The organism is Trichormus variabilis 0441, from assembly GCF_009856605.1.
Lineage (GTDB): Bacteria > Cyanobacteriota > Cyanobacteriia > Cyanobacteriales > Nostocaceae > Trichormus > Trichormus variabilis.
Map to the genome: position 1 here is coordinate 5,641,451 of NZ_CP047242.1, position 16,659 is coordinate 5,658,109.

The window sequence follows — 16,659 nt, forward strand, 5'->3', positions numbered from 1 at the left end:
TCTAAATGCTTAGTTTTTTCCCAACTCTGTATCCCGATGAACTTTTATATAGCACTTTAGCTAGATACCATATTCGGAGTGGAAATAAAAGTTTCAAGCAAACTGACTTAGAGCTATTCGGTTACAGTTCCCAACAAATATGCAAAATTACCTTAACTAATAATTTAAATTATTTAGTGAAAAACTTACCTTTACGCTCCCAGCAAAAAGTTGAGAATTTACTACAAAATCATACTTTATATTCCTTTTATGCAACTTTATTAATGCCGCAGGAGGCTTGGCTGCTGAAAAACTCAATGAGTAATAAATTCAGTGGGTCTATACTAGATTTTGCTAAAGTGGCTAATAATTCTAGTGATGATTCAAAAAAATTTTTAAAATTTTGCCCTGAATGTTTAGAGAAAGATACCCAAAAGTATGGTGAACCTTACTGGCATAGAATACATCAAGTCCCTGGCATTTTAGTTTGTCCAATTCATCGTGTTGTTTTACACAATAGCTGTATAGAAGTTGAATCGAAAGGCATACATTATCATGCTGCCAGCATAGATAATTGTTTATTAGCAAATAATGTGAAAAAATTGACAAATAAAACTGTAGAAACACTTTCAATACTGGCACATGATATTAATTGGCTAATTCATAGCAGTTTTGCCTTTCAAGGTTTGGCTTGGCTTCGCGCTCAGTACCAGCGTTACTTATTGGATAAAGGACTGCTAAAAACCTTTGCTGGTGGCAAGTTTAAGTTTAATGATTGTGGTTTTGCCCAGCTTATATTTGAGTTTTATGGTCAAGAATCCTTAGAAGCCCTCAATCCAAAGCTGACCCAAAATCAAGGTAAATATTTTTCTCACTGCTTGTTTGGATGCGACTTAAACCCAGCAATTGACCGCATAACTCATATCTTAATGATAAAATTTTTAGCAAATTCTATAGAAGAGTTCTTTCAGTCATAATCTTCATATACAAAATTTAACTAAATTAATAAAAAGCAATAATAACTAATCAAAATTATTTTTATTGATTATTATTTTAAGTATTTTCAGATTAGTGAATCAGGTAATCTAAGTAATAAGGTAGTTATTTCATACCTGGTTGTATCTGCTTAAATCTGCTATATAAAAATGATTATTGATAGTAACTTAGTTACGCAGCTTCCCTCAGAATCATCTTCAAAGCCAAGAGAGCTTTTAATGTCTCAGTTTCCATATATGGATTTAACTTTTAGCCTTACGGGTGAGACATTACCTTTCGACCACGGCTATGAATTATTTTCTGCGATCGCCCACTTTGAACCCAAACTACATACATTAGACACGTTGGGAATTCAGACCATTGCAGGTATTCCCAAGGATGGTGTAATTAATCTGACCCAAAATTCTAGGCTTCGTATTCGGATACCAGTAAATCAGGTACGTTTGGTTTATCCATTGGCGGGTAAGTCACTGAGAATTGGCAAGCATACAATTCGTTTGGGTATTCCTGACATCTGTTTGCTTCAACCTGCGGAGAAACTGCGATCGCGCATTGTGGTAATAAGAGGCTATGAAGAACCTGAAAGTTTTTTAGTCGTAGCGCAGCGTCAGCTAGAACAACTGGGTATCCAAGCAATTGCTAGCATTCCCACCAAAGCCAATGGCAAACCAATACGTAGGACTATCAAAATTAAGCGATTTACAGTCGTGGGTTTTGGATTAGAAGTTATAAATTTAAGCGATGAAGACTCACTGAGGTTGCAAATACATGGTGTAGGAGGAAAGCAAAAGATGGGTTGTGGACTCTTCATGCCTATTAAGGAAAGGCAATAGCAATTACTCGAAAGCAGATGATGAAGAGAGCAGATAACCCCAAAATTCAGCTTAATCTCGGCGATCCTAGTATGACTTTATTGCATCGTGCTGGGGTTGCAGGACTTTGGATGACGCTCAAAAAACTGGAAAAAATCTATCCAACACCTGCTGAACGTATTGGTAATTTAACTTGGTTGCTAACCCCTCACTATATCAATCTTGATTGGGAAGGACAGGATTTCACAGTTTTAGACTGGTTGCTGAAGCAATCATTTCAAATCAGCGATGAGGGTTTAATTTCCCTGACAGGGTTAGATTCTCAAAACATGGATATTCAAAATCAAATAATTATCCATCAAGGTATCACAGCCACTTTTACACAACATAATAAATTTTTTAAGTCTGCGGGTCAACAATCTAAGCAACTAATTATTGATGGTATTCAGGTTAGGGTTGATTATAAGAAAGCTGCTTCCTATGCTCATCAACATTTTGCTAAACATTTATGTGACCAGTACGGACAATTGCTAAAAGAGCCAATTGGTATCAGGGGATGGCTCTATCCAGGAGCAGTAGTTCGCCATTATGCTTTTAAAGAACAAACAGCATTTGAAGAAAAAGCAGAATATGCTCTAGCGTTGTTGTTCGCTCCTATGGCTTGTCAATATTTTGTGCTGCGATCGCACACCGAACCATCACATACAAACTATGTTTTGGTTATTCCTGAAGTAATTGATTTAGAACTTTATGCACATTTTTTGTGGTGTTTGGGTAACTTAGATTATAAACATTTTCACGTATCTAGCTTAGGAGATGCTGGATTAAAATTTCTTAATTATAAAACAACACAAATGCCTACTTCCAATTTTTTAAAACGATGTCAAATAATCTTTTTTAGTACAAAAGCTTGGTCAGAACAGCAAAAAACTCGTGCAGAAATAGCAATCATAGAATTAAATTCTTCAGTTAATTATCTTTATAAGCTTAGTTGTATTTGTTTTCCAGAATGTCAAATTGTTTTATATAAAAATCAACATTATTTGCTTCCAAGTTTAATAAAAGGAATAATCGCCAATAATCTAGCAATGGGTCGGTCTTGGTGGGCTAATTGGATTTCATTTATTAAAAATAAAAAATCATTTAAACAATTTACTGATGAGTATAAAGGAATTAATAAGATGATTCAGGACTCAGAATGGGATATAGAAGCTCAAAAGCTATTTATTCAAGCTTGTCATGAAGCATTAAGAAAAATATATGCCAAAATTTATAGCAGAACAAAAGAAGGTGAATACGCTCAAATAGAACGAGAAAATACACGCATTTTATCTCAGTTAAAACGCTGCACCAATACTGACAATTTCCGAAAATTTATTGCAGAGTTTTGGGGAAGGGCAGGGCAAATAGCAATTCTGGAAGAACATTGGATGGAATTACTTCCATTGACTACAGGGATAGGCAATTGGAAAGTGGCCAGGGACTTAACTTTTATTGCAATGGCTAGCTACCCAAAGAATAAAATAACAGAGGTAGAGGTAAAACCATCACAAATATCGGAGCTAAATACTGAATAAACTTCATATTTTTTGATTTGATTAAGAACAAAATATTAATTGTTTAGGTAATGGTGGAATGTTTCATCTGTTTGGTAATATTTTGACTAGTTATGGAACCGCCGCTAATAATCGTGGTGAAAATGAAGGTAATACCACTACGTTACAAAAATTAATTTGGAAAGGTGAAGTTCACTCTACTGTTTCATCTGAGGCAATTCGTTGGGCATTGCGATATTATTGGCAAAATGCTGGCTATCCTGTGAATAGACGTTGGGATGAAAATGCTCAACCAGTACCCGATCACATCTTGCAAGATCCTAATTTTGATGATATTCGCTTCATTGATGATGATGTCTTGGGATTTATGCAAGCGGAAGCAGCAAAAGTTGAAGCAGCAGTTGAATCCGAAGTTGAAATCCAGAACTCAACTCAAGATGAGGACAAAAAACTTTCTCAAGGTAAGGAGAAAGAAACTGCAAAACGTAAGCGTAAGGAAAAACCTAAAGGGAAAATAACTACTAGACGAGGTGTATTAGAAGTCACTCGTGCAGTTTCAACAATTCCTTATGCTGGTGATCTTACTTTCAATGCTATGAGTGGAAAGAAAGGACGAACATCTCTTTATTCTACAGAAGTTCATGCTACTCGATATCAATATGGCTTCGCATTAACACCCAATAGCCTCAAAGATAAATCTCGCATTAATGCTGTCCTCGATAGCTTAATTTCTATTGGAGAAGTGGCAGGAAATCACGCTCGTTTTCTCTATGATTTTTCTCCTGATAGCATCATATTACGGTGGACACACGATTTCTCACCTCGGTTACTTTACTGTTTTGAAGAAGATGAACTTAGAAATATATCAACACCGGATTTAGTAAGGCGGGTAGAATCTGGAGATATAGACCCTAAAGAATTATGGATAGGAGGGGCAATTTCTAGCACTCTGGAAGATTTAGGGGCAAATGTGTTTCCCGGAGTGAAGACAACAGTTGAAGCATTAAAACAGGTGATTATTGAAGATTTGCAGTTGTCGTTAAGGAGTTCATGATATGACGACAATTGCCTTAAAAGTAGAAGTTCCCATAGCTTGTTTTCGGCAGTCTCGTGCTAGGGAATATGGCGAAACTTACCCTGTACCACCACCATCGACAGTATATGGAATGTTACTATCTCTTGTTGGAGAAGTGGATAGATACAAACACTGCGGTGTGAAGCTGGCGATCGCACTTCTATCTGAACCAGAAAAGTCAACTGTTATTCGCACCTTTCACCGATTTAAGACGAAGAATATCCATGACTCTAAAAATAATAAACCTGATTATCAGGAGTTATTAACTAATATAGAATTTATAGTTTGGGTGGATGCTGGAGTAGATAAAGCTAAACCAAATTTAGTGGAACGTTTAGCAGAGGCATTGACTAACCCGGCTTCTATTAATAGGTTTGGTGGATTATGTTTAGGTGAAAGTCGGGATTTAGTGAATGATGTTACCCTTTTACCTAAAAATTACTATGCAGAATCAATGCGATGGTTAATTCGAGATGAATATGGGTTACTAACTTTACCTTACTGGGTAGACCATGTAGGTTCGCGGGGAACGCGATGGCTACGTTACGAGATTCAGAAATGTCCAGTCTTTCAACCACCTGAATTATCTTGGACTTCAGTTCAAAGTAATTAGAGGATATCTTTACTTTTGCAAGCACCTCTGCTTGGGAAATTTAAAAACTATAGAAAGTAGCCTTAATTCGTTATTCTACAAGCCTTTTAAGGATTTTATATGCTTCTAGAGTGCTTGCAATTTCCTGGAATGCTCTAAATACAAGAGTTAGGAGTGTTAAAAACTTTACTTTTGCTATGAATAGCTATTAATTTTTGCAACTTGGCTAACCTTAAAGAGTAGGTGCTTGTAAAATTGATGTAGAGCTTAGGCAAGTCAGCAAATGTGGCTATCGCTGTGCTTTAACATTAGATGTCGTTAGGCGTTGAGCAGGGGGCTGGGTCATCATATTGATCTCGCTCAGTCCGGGTGCTTTAACATTAGATGTCGTTAGGCGTTGAGCAACGATCGCAACCCTTGATTCATGAAATGCTTGGTAGCGTGCTTTAACATTAGATGTCGTTAGGCGTTGAGCAGGATTCCCAGAGGCGAATGTATTTACGGGTTATTGTCTTTGCTAGAAATATGTTGTCAGTGAAGCCAAGATTAGCCCTCTTGATTACCATCATTCCGAGAAATTTTACTGAGAATTTTTTCCCACTGCTGAATCTGGTTCTGTATTTGTAATTGGGGATGGGCTTCCCCCCGCCGTAGGCGATCGCTCAAATCTTGACTATCATCAACAGACAAATCCTGACCGCTCAATCGCTCACGGTAAAGAGCAATCAGTTCGGTTAGGGCTTTTTTATTGCTTGATTATCCTCCTGGGTCAGAGAACTCACATTGACTGGGATCAGCTTTCTGCCAATTCTCTCGACAAACTCAGACCGACTTAAATCCATGCTGTCAGCGATCGCATCTAATCCATCAATCCCGGTAGGAGTTAGGGCTAGGTTAACTCTCTTCTTTACCTCATCGTACAGTTCTGGTACGTCTTTTTGACCTTTTTGCCCTTTCTTACCCATTGCCGTCTACTTTTTACATTCCTCCCAATCATAGTAAACACATTCAGCACTTTAAGTTATACATTAAAACTTTTTCCAACAGGTTAGGTATTGTGTAATGCCTGAGTTGGTTGGATAATATAGGTATTGCGTAATGCCTAAATAGTCATTTTTTTAGGGATATGAGTAACTAATACCACCGTTTGGCTTGCCAACATCTAAACGGCTTACTTTTCATGGGCAATCATTAATTGCTGGTTATGTAATTCAAATTAATAAAAATCTGCTAAATGATTTGGTCATTTTTAACAACTATATGGTGAGTTTTTTCCCTCAACCTTATCCAGATGAAATTTTATATAGTGTTATTGCTCGTTATCACATTAGAAGTGGCAATACGAGTCCAAAAATTACATTACAAGATTTATTTAAGTCACAGACTACTGTGGCGACAGTAGATTTACCATCGAACCTTAGTAATTTAATTAAAAACCTACAATTTATCTCAAATTACCAAGTTGAAGAGTTGATATATAAACATACTCTCTACCCTTTATATAGCCCTTTTTTGCCAGCAAACAGGTCTAGTCAGGTACTGGAATCTATGAAAGGAGATTATGGGGGAGATATTCATACAAGAGCCGGAATTATGGCAAGCTCAATTACTATGCCGAAATATTTGCGGTTTTGTCCAACTTGCTGGGAAGAAGACTTAAAAAATTATGGCGAACCTTACTGGCATCGCATCCATCAAATACCAGGGATTTTAGTTTGTCCATTTCATGGTGAAGTTTTGCAAGATAGCCTAGCTCCTTTACATGGTTTTAATAAGCATGAATATTATGCAGCTAGTACAGACAACTGTTCTATTACTAAAGAACCCAGTATTCTTAGCCCTGACACACTGAAAAAATTACTAATATTAGCCAAAGATTTTTGGTGGTTACTCAATAGTGAAATACCTTGCCAAGAGCCACAGTGGTTTCGCAAACAGTACACAAATCTGATGATTGAGCAGGGTTTTGCAACTCCAACTGGTCGAATTTACCAGAACAAACTACTAGATAATTTTTTGTTCTTTTATGGTCAAGAAATGCTCAGTGCTGTTGATTCAATGGTAAATCATAATGATTCAAACAACTGGGTTACTAGCATCGTCAGGAAATATAGGAAATCTTTCCATCCTCTTAGACATCTGCTAATGATGCGTTTTTTGAAAACATCAGTAGAGGAATTTTTTCAAAAAGATACTGAATACAAGCCTTTTGGCGAACCCCCCTGGTTGTGTCTCAATGCTGCCGCAGAACATTATCTACAACCAGTGATTACCAATTTAGTCATTACTTTATGCTGCGATACAAAAAAGCCTGTCGGTACTTTTTCTTGTGCTTGCGGAATGGTTTATTGCCGGACTGGGCCTGATGAAACGGATGAAGACAAAGTTCGCATTGGTAAAGTCAAGGCATTCGGTCAAATATGGGAGCAAAAGCTGAAAGAATTGGTGGAAGTTGAAAAGTTGGGTTTGCGGGAGACAGCCAGAAGATTAAATGTTGATGCCAGAACTATCAAACGTTATGTATCTCGTCTAAAATTGACAACTTATTGGCAGACTAGAACAGAAAATGACTCTGTAGGCTTACAGGGAGTCCCAGAAATAGATCCCAATTTTGCAACTGAACTCAAATTAAAACACAGGCAAAATTGGATGGCTTTACAAGTACAGAACCCTGAAGCTTCAAAGACAACTCTGAGAAAACTAGTACCAGCCACCTATATTTGGCTATACAGGAATGACAGAGAATGGCTCAATCAAAACTCACCCACTTTACAAGTTGCCGTTCCTTCCGTTGTGAGAGTTGATTGGCATGAGCGAGATCAGCAAATTCTCGCTCAGGTTCAAGATGCAGTGCGATCGCTACTTAAGGCTGATATACCAGAGAAAATTTCTATTAGTAGGGTAGGGAAAACTATCGGCTTACTTGCATTACTCGAAAAACATCTCGACCAGATGCCTTTAACAAAGGCTTATTTGGAATCAGTCGTTGAAACTGTAGAAGAATTTCAGATGCGCCGGATCAAGTGGGCAATCAAGCTGCTTGATGAATGTGGAGAAGAAATTATGCGCTGGAAGGTAGTCAGAGTTGCTGCTTTGCGAGAGGATTGCTCCCAAAGAGTCAGTGCATTTCTGGAAAGTGAACTGGAGAAAGCATACAAGAAAGAGAGGTGATTCAATTCACCTCTCCAAGTGATGGGATAAATGCTTTGTGTGTTAGGCCGCGTCGGCTACCAGTAAGCCATTTATAGCGATGATGATGATTTGCGCTGCTAAAGGAGTATCACAACGTGGTCTATCGTCGCTATTACAGGGTTGTGCTACCCATTTACCCTCCAGATTTTGGTAGAAAGTGCCGAGAAGTTGAGAACCATTCCAAACACGGTAAAGCTCCCCAAATACTTCGGATACCGAATCAATCTCAATTTCTGGTGCTTCTGGGTCGGCAAGGTGTTCAATATACTCCTCAAACTCTGAGTCAGTCGAGGCTGAGTTTCTAAACTCATCTTGTACAATCATCTGAGTAACCTCATTGATGGGGTTTAACAAAAGGCGATCGCATTTCTCTTCCCGGAGGGGCGATCGCCTTTTTGATTTCAGATTTTGTTTTAGCTACTATAGTAACCAATATCAATATATGTATGAAAAACTTTATTCAGTCACTTCCACCGTGCTAAGAAAATCCTTTAAAGAAATACCCAAAGCCAAGCAAACAGCCTCTAAGACTTTTATGGAGACGCTTTCAGATTCGCCATACTCTAATTTTTTCAGGTTTTGATGAGAGCATTCCCCACCCTTAGCCGAAATTTCATCTACCAATTTCTGCCGGGACTTTTTACCACGTAGACGCTTTAAAACTTCTGCTCTGTCTTTATTCCAGGTTACAGAAACAACGTCTGCAACATAAATATACATTTTAGTTTCTTTATTCCTTTCATTGGTCATATAATAGCTACAGCAGTAAACAAAGCTTATTGATTTCGGCTACTACAGTTTACAAATTATGGGAATAGAGGTAAGCGATCGCATGAAATCAAATTTTTCAAGTTGTGGATCAGGGGAGTGGCTGTTTTTGTCACAGAACCCAATGCGTGCATATAATTTCATAACAGATAAATTACCGACCTACAGCATCTAAAGCCTTGACCCCAGAAGAACTAAAACAACTTGAAGCGAACCTTTGGCAAAGTGCTGATACCCTACGGGCAAACTCAGACCTGAAATCTAGTGAGTATTCTACGCCCGTGATGGGGTTAATATTTCTCAAGTTTGCTGATAACAAATATCGCCAGTATGCGGCAGAGATTCAGCAAGAATATGAAGCACTCAAAGGAACTCGCAGAGAAAAGGCGATCGCCGAAATTGCCATTGAGAAGTGTGGGTTTTATCTGCCAGACCATGCTCGTTATAACTATTTGCTCAACCTACCAGAAGAGGAAGATATCGCCAAGGCTATCAAAGCGGCGATGGTGTCCATTGAATCATATAAGCCAGAACTTAAGGACACCTTACCCCAAGATGAGTATTTTCGGCTGACGCGCACAGACAAAGGTATTCCGAAGCAACTGTTAAAAAACTTCTCGAATATTCCTGAAAATGCTACTGGGGATATGTTCGGGCAGATTTATGAGTATTTTCTGGGTAATTTTGCTCTCTCAGAAGGGCAGGGTGGAGGTGAGTTTTTCACACCGCGTTCTGTGGTGCGGTTGATGGTAGAAATCATTGAACCTCATCAGGGGACTGTGTTTGACCCCGCTTGTGGTTCTGGGGGAATGTTTGTCCAGTCTGCTCAATTTATTGAAGAACAGCGCAAAAAGTTAAATCAGTCTGCTGCTGACGATCTGTTTGTCTATGGGCAAGAGAAGACCCTGGAGACGGTGAAGTTGGCAAAAATGAACATTGCAGTCAATGGGTTACGGGGCGATGTGCGTCAGACAAATACGTACTATGAAGACCCGTTTGGCAGTTTTGGCAAGTTTGATTATGTCCTAGCTAATCCGCCATTTAATGTGGATGATGTTAATCTTAGCCGAGTGGAAATCGATGCTAGATTTAACACCTACGGTATCCCGCGCAATAAGACTAAGGGGAAGAAGCAGGAACAGGGTAATGAGACTGTACCTAATGCCAATTATCTTTGGATTAATTTATTTGCTACATCGCTAAAACCCAAGGGTAGGGCGGCGTTAGTAATGGCTAATTCGGCATCAGATGCGCGTCACTCTGAAGCAGATATTCGCCAAAAGCTAATTGAAGAAAATTTGATTTATGGGATGCTGACGCTGCCATCAAATATGTTTTATACGGTGACGCTACCTGCAACTCTGTGGTTTTTTGATCGGGGCAAGACGGATGATAAAATTCTGTTTATTGATGCGCGAAATATTTTTACTCAGGTTGACCGCTCACATCGGGAGTTTTCCACAGAACAAATTAGTAATATTGCTATTATCAGCCATTTGCGCCGGGGTAGGAGCCATCGGTTTATTGAACTGATTAATAATTATTTTCAGCAAGGGATGGTGAAGCTAAGAGAGAATCAAGCACAGGTGCAGCAAGTTTCCCAGCAGTTAATCACTGTGTTGAATGATGGAATGGATGATATTAAAGCTAGGGAAGCGGCTGTTGATTTTCTCAATTTGTGGGATGATTTGCCAGATTTAGAAATTCAGTATCAAGGTTATTTAGATAAATATAATTTTCCAGAAATAAATATAGAAATACAAAATCAAGCACAGCAAGAACTCAGTGCGGCATTTAAACCATTTTTTGATGACATCCATCTGGGATTGAAGCAGCTTGATAAAACTATCCGCGCCCATGAAACGGCTTTGGCAGAAAAAGCAAAGGAAGAGGGGAAACGGGGACAGATTGACAAGCAAGTTAAGACTCTCAAAGCCACGCTGGAAACGCTGCATACAGATGTAAAATCGGCAGAATCATTTTTTATCCACATTCGCTGGTTACAGGAACGTTTCCCGAAGGCAGAATATGAGGATGTGACGGGGTTGTGTAAGTTGGCGACTCCCGCAGATGTGAAGGAACAGGATTATTCCCTAAATCCTGGGCGGTATGTGGGGGTAGTGATTGAGGAAGATGGGAAGACGGAGGAGGAGTTTATTGAGGAGATTTTAGGGTGGAATACAGAGTTAGAAAAGCTGAATCAGGAAGCAATAAAACTAGGAGACGTAATACGTCACAATATTCAGCAGTTAGTAGGGGAATAACAATTTATGAATTGTATAGAATTGAGTCTTGCTGATACTTGTGAATTTATAAATGGAGGTGCATGGTCTGATAAAGAGTATGTAGAAGCCGGAATTCCTGTTGTAAAAGTCACTAACATGGTTGATGGCACAATTGAAACTAATAATCTTAGCTATCTACCATTATCAAGTTCTGATAAATACAAAAAACATTTATTATTTGTTAACGATTTAGTAGTTACCACTGTTGGCTCTCATCCAACACAACCGGGGTCAGTAGTTGGTAGAACGTCAGTTGTACCACAACATTTTGATGGAGCTTTTCTAAATCAAAATGCGGTATGTATTAGAGTCAAATGTAAAAATTTAATATCTCCAAAATTTCTGATATATATATCTAAAACTATATTATTCAAGCATCATATTGAATCACGAGCTAGAGGTAGTGCAAACCAGGTAAGGATGGCACTTGGAGAGTTGAAAAAATTTACATTCAAATTTCCCCCTCTTCCGGTTCAGAAAAAGATTGCGGCGATACTTTCTGCTTATGATGACCTGATTGAAAACAATAATCGCCGTATTGCCATATTAGAAAAAATGGCTGAGGAAATCTACCGCGAGTGGTTTGTGCGTCTGCGCTTTCCGGGTCATGAACAGGTTAAGTTTAATAAAGGCATCCCGGAGAGTTGGGAGAGAAAAAGGTTCGATGAATTTTGTCTACTCCAGCGTGGGTATGATCTACCAGATACTCAAGTAATTCCTGGTCAATATCCTGTTATCGCGTCAACTTCAATTAAAACTTACCATAATCAATTTAAAGTTAACCCTCCAGTAATTACAACTGGTCGTTCAGGCTCTTTAGGCATAATTTTATTCATCAATAGTCAAGCATGGCCTTTAAACACGACATTATTTGTAAAAAACTTTTATGGTAATTCACCCTATTTGATTTACTACACACTAAAATTCTTAAAACTTGAGAATTTTAATTCTGGTGCTGGTGTACCCACACTAAACAGAAATCATTTAGGTGGACTATATATGTCCGTTCCTCCTAAAAGCCTGCAAAATAATTTCAATGACAAAATTGCAATTCTCTTTAAGCAAAAAGAGCTTTTATCAAAGTCAAAGAATGCACTTATTGAAATACGCGATCGCCTACTAACTCGTCTTATCTCAGGTAAGCTTTCCGTCGAAGACTTAGACATCCAATTCCCGCCCAGCATGACAGAAGAATTAAAATAAATAGTAAGATTTGGAATTTCCCTAGATGAGCGTCACAATTCCCGATGATATCCTCAGAGCATCAAACATGACAGAGGATGAACTGAAATTAGAAATTGCTATCTTGCTTTACCAGCAAGGTAAAATTAGCAGTGGCAAAGTCCGAGCATGGACAGGAATCACAGTCCTGGAATTTCAGCATGAATTAGCCAAACGAGGTTTACACATTAACTATGATGTTGAAGATTTCCAATCTGATATAAAGACACTGCAATCAATGGGTTTGCTGTGATTATAGTTAGCGATACATCACCAATCACAAACTTAGCCGCGATTGGTCAGTTAGATTTATTGCGACAGCTGTATGGTAGCGTTATCATCCCTGAAGCTGTATATAACGAGATGGCTAGTGTCAATAAGATTGTCCCTGGTGCAGTAGAGGTACAAACTTTATCTTGGATTCAGACACAGACAGTTATGAATTCTCTACAAGTCACAGAAATTCAAGAGAATAACGAAAGTATTCACTTGGGAGAAGCCGAAGCAATTATTTTGTCCTTAGAAATGAAAGCTGACCTGCTCTTAATGGATGAACGCAGAGGACGAATAGTAGCTACCAATTATGGAATTAATGTAACAGGTCTGTTGGGAGTCTTGCTACAAGCCAAAAAACAGGGGCTAATTCCAGTTATTAAACCATTGATTGATCAGTTAATTACCCAGGCAGACTTTAGAGTTAGTCCTCAGTTGTATACCGTCGTCTTGCAAGCATCTAACGAGGTTTAAACCTTGGATCAAACCACTGCCGACAAAGCGGTGTGAAATCACTACACATTTATACAGCCAAAGGTTAAAATTTGTACATCGGGAGAGTATAAATATCTAAAACGGTCATTACCGTGTAGTTTTCCTAAACTATGCCTAACTTTATTTCTGAAGATGACATCGAACAAGCGGTACTTGCCAAATTAAAGCAGCAAGGCTTTAAATTACTCAACTGCTTCACAACCAACCCCGACGATCTCAACGACAGATCCAACCGCACAGATAAAAGCGAGGTCATTTTTAGCGATCGCCTGAAAGCAGCAGCAATTCGCCTCAACCCCAACTTACCAGCAGAAGCGATCGCCCAAGGTTTAGAAACTCTTACCAATAAACGCCAGTTGATGTCTCCCATCGCCGCAAATCGGGAAATAGACAGGCTAATTCGTGATGGTATCCCCATTGAATATGAAAACGCCCAAGGTAGAAGCGAACACGGGAAAGTGCGCTTAATAGATTTTAATGACTTGAGTCACAACGGAAATAATGAATATTTAGCCGTTTCCCAACTTTGGATTAAAGGAGAAAGAAACTATCGCCGTCCTGATATCTTGCTATATATCAACGGTTTACCCCTGGTTTTCATCGAACTAAAAAACTCCAACGTCAAACTGCAAACAGCCTTTGACGACAACCTCAGCAACTACAAAAAAGATATTCCTCAACTCTTTCTCACCAACGCCTTCTGCATTCTCTCCAACGCCCTAGAAACCAAAATTGGCAGTTTTACCGCAGAGTGGGAACACTTTTTTAACTGGTTACGGGTGGAAGATGAAAAGGAAAAAATAGATCGTCAGCAGATTCAAGAATCTGGTACTAGCCTAGAACTAGCTATAGATGGGCTTTGTCACCCTTCTAAACTACTCGACTACATCGAAAACTTTATTCTCTATCACAAAGAAACTCAGAAAATCATCGCCCAAAACCACCAGTTCATCGGTGTGAATCGCGCTATTGATGCTTTTGACCACCGGGAAGTAAAACAGGGCAAATTAGGAGTTTTCTGGCACACACAAGGCTCTGGTAAAAGCTTTTCGATGATTTTTTATGCCCGAAAGATTTTCCGCAAGCTCACGGGCAATTTTACCTTTGTGATTATTACCGACCGCGATGATTTAGATGGGCAGATTTACCGCAATTTCTTAAACACCGAAACAGTCAAAGAGAAAGAAGCAGCTCGACCCAAAAACAGTAAACAACTCCGGGAGTTTCTTTCCCTCAACAAGCGAATAGTTTTTACCCTGATTCAAAAGTTCCGCTACGAGAAGGGGGAGGAGTATCCCATATTGAGCGATCGCAATGACATTATTGTAATTGTCGATGAAGCACACCGCACCCAGTATAAAACCTTAGCGGAAAATATGCGGGCAGGTTTACCCAATGCCAATTATCTCGCCTTCACAGGTACTCCCCTATTAGGTAAAAAGCGCAAGACTAACGAATGGTTTGGGGATTATGTCAGCGAGTATAATTTTTCTCAGTCAGTAGATGATGGCGCAACCGTCCCCCTGTTTTACCAGAAGCGAGTACCAGAGGTACTGATTCAAAACGAGGATTTAAGCGAGGAATTTTACCAAATCCTTGAAGATGAAAACCTTGATGACACCCAGCAAGCCAAGCTAGAAAGGAAATTTGCCCGCGAAACCGAAGTTATTAAACGTGATGATAGGTTAGAGACAATAGCAAAAGATATTGTTTACCACTTTCCTCGTCGTGGCTATCTTGGTAAAGGCTTGGTGGTTTCTCTTGATAAATTCACTGCGGTGAAAATGTACGACAAAGTACAGTACCACTGGAAAGCAGAAATTAAAAATCTGGTGGGACGAATTAAGAAATCTAGTAATGATATTGAGAAAATTCGCCTGAAAAAGATTCTCGACTTTATGCGAGAAACAGAAATGGCTGTGGTGATTAGTCTGGAAGGAAGCGACAGCGAAGTTGAAAAATTTGCGAAACAAGGACTTGATATCAAACCCCACCGCGAAAGAATGAATACCGTTGATGCACAGGGACATGATATCGAGTATCAATTTAAAGATGAGGAAAATTCCCTGCGGTTGGTGTTTGTCTGCGCCATGTGGCTGACGGGTTTCGATGCGCCCACTCTCTCGACGCTTTACCTTGACAAGCCCATGAAAGACCACACGCTGATGCAAACTATCGCCCGTGCGAACCGCATCACCTCATATCAGATTCACAACGTCACCAAAACCAACGGCGAAATTATTGATTATTACAACGTCTTCCGCAACATGAAGCAAGCCTTGGCAGATTACGCTTTGGGCGATGATGGAGACAAAGAAGACTCACCCATTCAAGAAAAGTCTAACCTGTTTGAGTTACTTGATGATGCGATCGCCCAAGGACTGAATTTTTGTCGGGAACTGGGGATTGATTTAGAAAGCATCCTCAAAATTCAGGAAACTTTCGAGAAATTAGGACAATTTAACCAGTTTGCTGACACTCTACTGCAAAAAGATGAATGGCGTAAAGGATTTTTTGTCTATCAAAATACTATTACCTCACTCTATGAAGCCTGTAAACCAGAGATAATCAAGAAACCACGTCCATTGGTTTTCATCTTCCAATATCTGCGAGGGGTGATTGATAGCATCATTGAACGCAAAGATATTGACCATGCAAGTTTAAAAATTGCGGAACTGCTAGATGAAAGCGTAGTTGCTGATAATCAAGGAATTACCACTAAAGAATATAGTGCAGAATACAACATTATCCAGACAGGTCAAGTCTGGGATTTAAGCAAAATTAACTTCGAGCAACTCAAAGCCGAATTTAGCTACAAACCCTATAAAAATATTGAAATTACCGATTTACGCAGTTTTATTGAAGACAAGCTGAACAAAATGATTCAGCAAAACACCACCCGCACCGACTTCGCCCAAAGGCTACAAGCCATCATTGACAAATACAACGCTGGTGGTTCATCAATTGATAACTACTACGAAGCTCTGGTTAATTTTACAGAAAACCTGAAAGCAGAAGCAGAAAGACATATTCGGGAAGGCTTAACAGAAGACGAATTGGAACTATTTGATTTACTCAAGAAAGACAAAATGACTGCGGAGGAAACTCAAAAAGTCAAATTAGCTGCACAGTCTCTCTTGCATCGACTCATAGCAGAACAACCAAAAGTCTTAGTGCAAGATTGGTATAAAGATATGCAGAGCCAGCGCAGAGTGCAATCCGTAGTTGAAGCAGTTTTAGATCAAAACCTGCCTGAAAGCTATGATAGAGCGTTATTTAAGTTTAAATGCGATACAGTATTTGATTTGATGTATGACCACGCTAGCAAAGGTTCAAAGTGGGCGGGATAAAAGGTATTAATTTTAACAAGCTTTCTAGCTTATAAACTAACGCACAAAAAAACAACCTCTTTCAA

15 protein-coding genes are annotated in these 16,659 nt (G+C 39.1%); 11 read left to right on the forward strand and 4 right to left on the reverse strand.

Translation table 11 applies throughout. The features are described 5' to 3' along the window. Nucleotides 1-5 precede the first annotated feature (5 nt). The 5 genes from GSQ19_RS23310 (at nt 6) to cas5 (ending at nt 5,031) form a co-directional block, all read left to right on the forward strand. Nucleotides 6-956, forward strand: coding sequence for a TnsD family Tn7-like transposition protein (locus tag GSQ19_RS23310; RefSeq protein WP_011320206.1), 951 nt, complete (start codon nt 6-8; stop codon nt 954-956). 237 nt (nt 957-1,193) lie between these two features. Then, nucleotides 1,194-1,808 carry a type I-MYXAN CRISPR-associated protein Cas6/Cmx6 gene (cas6, locus tag GSQ19_RS23315; RefSeq protein ID WP_104009955.1) on the forward strand — a complete coding sequence of 205 codons (615 nt, stop codon included), beginning with the start codon at nt 1,194-1,196 and terminating at the stop codon, nt 1,806-1,808. A 71-nt stretch (nt 1,809-1,879) separates the two neighbouring features. After that, the gene (cas8a1, locus tag GSQ19_RS23320) at nt 1,880-3,364 is read left to right on the forward strand and encodes a type I-MYXAN CRISPR-associated Cas8a1/Cmx1 (RefSeq protein ID WP_158647771.1); all 1,485 of its coding nucleotides are present in this window, start codon (nt 1,880-1,882) and stop codon (nt 3,362-3,364) included. 58 nt (nt 3,365-3,422) lie between these two features. Then, nucleotides 3,423-4,397, forward strand: a complete 975-nt coding sequence (locus GSQ19_RS23325; protein ID WP_011320209.1) for a DevR family CRISPR-associated autoregulator — start codon at nt 3,423-3,425, stop codon at nt 4,395-4,397. A 1-nt stretch (nt 4,398) separates the two neighbouring features. Beyond that, nucleotides 4,399-5,031: a type I-MYXAN CRISPR-associated protein Cas5/Cmx5/DevS gene (cas5, locus tag GSQ19_RS23330; RefSeq protein WP_011320210.1), complete on the forward strand. Its 633-nt coding sequence runs from the start codon at nt 4,399-4,401 to the stop codon at nt 5,029-5,031. Nucleotides 5,032-5,556: 525 nt separating this feature from the next. On the opposite strand, the gene GSQ19_RS23335 is transcribed toward cas5, so the two are convergent. After that, nucleotides 5,557-5,715, reverse strand: a complete 159-nt coding sequence (locus tag GSQ19_RS23335) for a hypothetical protein (RefSeq protein WP_011320211.1) — start codon at nt 5,713-5,715, stop codon at nt 5,557-5,559. A gap of 29 nt (nt 5,716-5,744) precedes the next feature. After that, the gene (locus GSQ19_RS23340; RefSeq protein WP_041456300.1) at nt 5,745-5,975 is read right to left on the reverse strand and encodes a hypothetical protein; all 231 of its coding nucleotides are present in this window, start codon (nt 5,973-5,975) and stop codon (nt 5,745-5,747) included. Nucleotides 5,976-6,162: 187 nt separating this feature from the next. Between GSQ19_RS23340 and GSQ19_RS23345 the strand changes: the two genes are divergently transcribed. After that, on the forward strand, nt 6,163-8,181 hold the full coding sequence (locus GSQ19_RS23345; RefSeq protein WP_197992852.1) for a TnsD family Tn7-like transposition protein: 2,019 nt from the start codon (nt 6,163-6,165) through the stop codon (nt 8,179-8,181). 42 nt (nt 8,182-8,223) lie between these two features. Here GSQ19_RS23345 and GSQ19_RS23350 read toward each other — a convergent pair whose 3' ends face one another. Both GSQ19_RS23350 and GSQ19_RS23355 read right to left on the reverse strand, forming a co-directional pair. Continuing rightward, nucleotides 8,224-8,526 carry a hypothetical protein gene (locus GSQ19_RS23350; RefSeq protein ID WP_011320213.1) on the reverse strand — a complete coding sequence of 101 codons (303 nt, stop codon included), beginning with the start codon at nt 8,524-8,526 and terminating at the stop codon, nt 8,224-8,226. Between the two features lie 132 nt (nt 8,527-8,658). Continuing rightward, on the reverse strand, nt 8,659-8,952 hold the full coding sequence (locus tag GSQ19_RS23355) for a helix-turn-helix domain-containing protein (protein ID WP_011320214.1): 294 nt from the start codon (nt 8,950-8,952) through the stop codon (nt 8,659-8,661). A 197-nt stretch (nt 8,953-9,149) separates the two neighbouring features. Between GSQ19_RS23355 and GSQ19_RS23360 the strand changes: the two genes are divergently transcribed. The 5 genes from GSQ19_RS23360 (at nt 9,150) to GSQ19_RS23380 (ending at nt 16,594) form a co-directional block, all read left to right on the forward strand. Next, the gene (locus tag GSQ19_RS23360; protein WP_011320215.1) at nt 9,150-11,234 is read left to right on the forward strand and encodes a type I restriction-modification system subunit M; all 2,085 of its coding nucleotides are present in this window, start codon (nt 9,150-9,152) and stop codon (nt 11,232-11,234) included. 6 nt (nt 11,235-11,240) lie between these two features. Continuing rightward, nucleotides 11,241-12,458 (forward strand): restriction endonuclease subunit S, encoded by a 1,218-nt coding sequence (locus tag GSQ19_RS23365; protein ID WP_011320216.1) that lies wholly within the window; start codon nt 11,241-11,243, stop codon nt 12,456-12,458. 25 nt (nt 12,459-12,483) lie between these two features. Next, the gene (locus tag GSQ19_RS23370; protein ID WP_011320217.1) at nt 12,484-12,729 is read left to right on the forward strand and encodes a UPF0175 family protein; all 246 of its coding nucleotides are present in this window, start codon (nt 12,484-12,486) and stop codon (nt 12,727-12,729) included. Further along, nucleotides 12,726-13,223, forward strand: coding sequence for a PIN domain-containing protein (locus tag GSQ19_RS23375; RefSeq protein WP_011320218.1), 498 nt, complete (start codon nt 12,726-12,728; stop codon nt 13,221-13,223). Before GSQ19_RS23370 ends, GSQ19_RS23375 begins: the two co-directional genes overlap by 4 nt. 131 nt (nt 13,224-13,354) lie before the next feature. Further along, nucleotides 13,355-16,594 carry a type I restriction endonuclease subunit R gene (locus GSQ19_RS23380; RefSeq protein ID WP_011320219.1) on the forward strand — a complete coding sequence of 1,080 codons (3,240 nt, stop codon included), beginning with the start codon at nt 13,355-13,357 and terminating at the stop codon, nt 16,592-16,594. Nucleotides 16,595-16,659 lie beyond the last annotated feature (65 nt).

Excerpts from the sequence above, each read along its gene's own strand:
- GSQ19_RS23380 (WP_011320219.1), top strand. The coding sequence starts at position 13,355 with ATGCCTAACTTTATTTCTGAAGATGACATCGAACAAGCGGTACTTGCC.
- GSQ19_RS23365 (WP_011320216.1), top strand. The coding sequence starts at position 11,241 with ATGAATTGTATAGAATTGAGTCTTGCTGATACTTGTGAATTTATAAAT.
- GSQ19_RS23310 (WP_011320206.1), top strand. The coding sequence starts at position 6 with ATGCTTAGTTTTTTCCCAACTCTGTATCCCGATGAACTTTTATATAGC.
- GSQ19_RS23370 (WP_011320217.1), top strand. The coding sequence starts at position 12,484 with ATGAGCGTCACAATTCCCGATGATATCCTCAGAGCATCAAACATGACA.
- cas8a1 (WP_158647771.1), top strand. The coding sequence starts at position 1,880 with ATGACTTTATTGCATCGTGCTGGGGTTGCAGGACTTTGGATGACGCTC.
- GSQ19_RS23350 (WP_011320213.1), bottom strand. The coding sequence starts at position 8,526 with ATGATTGTACAAGATGAGTTTAGAAACTCAGCCTCGACTGACTCAGAG.
- cas5 (WP_011320210.1), top strand. The coding sequence starts at position 4,399 with ATGACGACAATTGCCTTAAAAGTAGAAGTTCCCATAGCTTGTTTTCGG.
- GSQ19_RS23340 (WP_041456300.1), bottom strand. The coding sequence starts at position 5,975 with ATGGGTAAGAAAGGGCAAAAAGGTCAAAAAGACGTACCAGAACTGTAC.
- cas6 (WP_104009955.1), top strand. The coding sequence starts at position 1,194 with ATGTCTCAGTTTCCATATATGGATTTAACTTTTAGCCTTACGGGTGAG.
- GSQ19_RS23355 (WP_011320214.1), bottom strand. The coding sequence starts at position 8,952 with ATGACCAATGAAAGGAATAAAGAAACTAAAATGTATATTTATGTTGCA.
- GSQ19_RS23325 (WP_011320209.1), top strand. The coding sequence starts at position 3,423 with ATGTTTCATCTGTTTGGTAATATTTTGACTAGTTATGGAACCGCCGCT.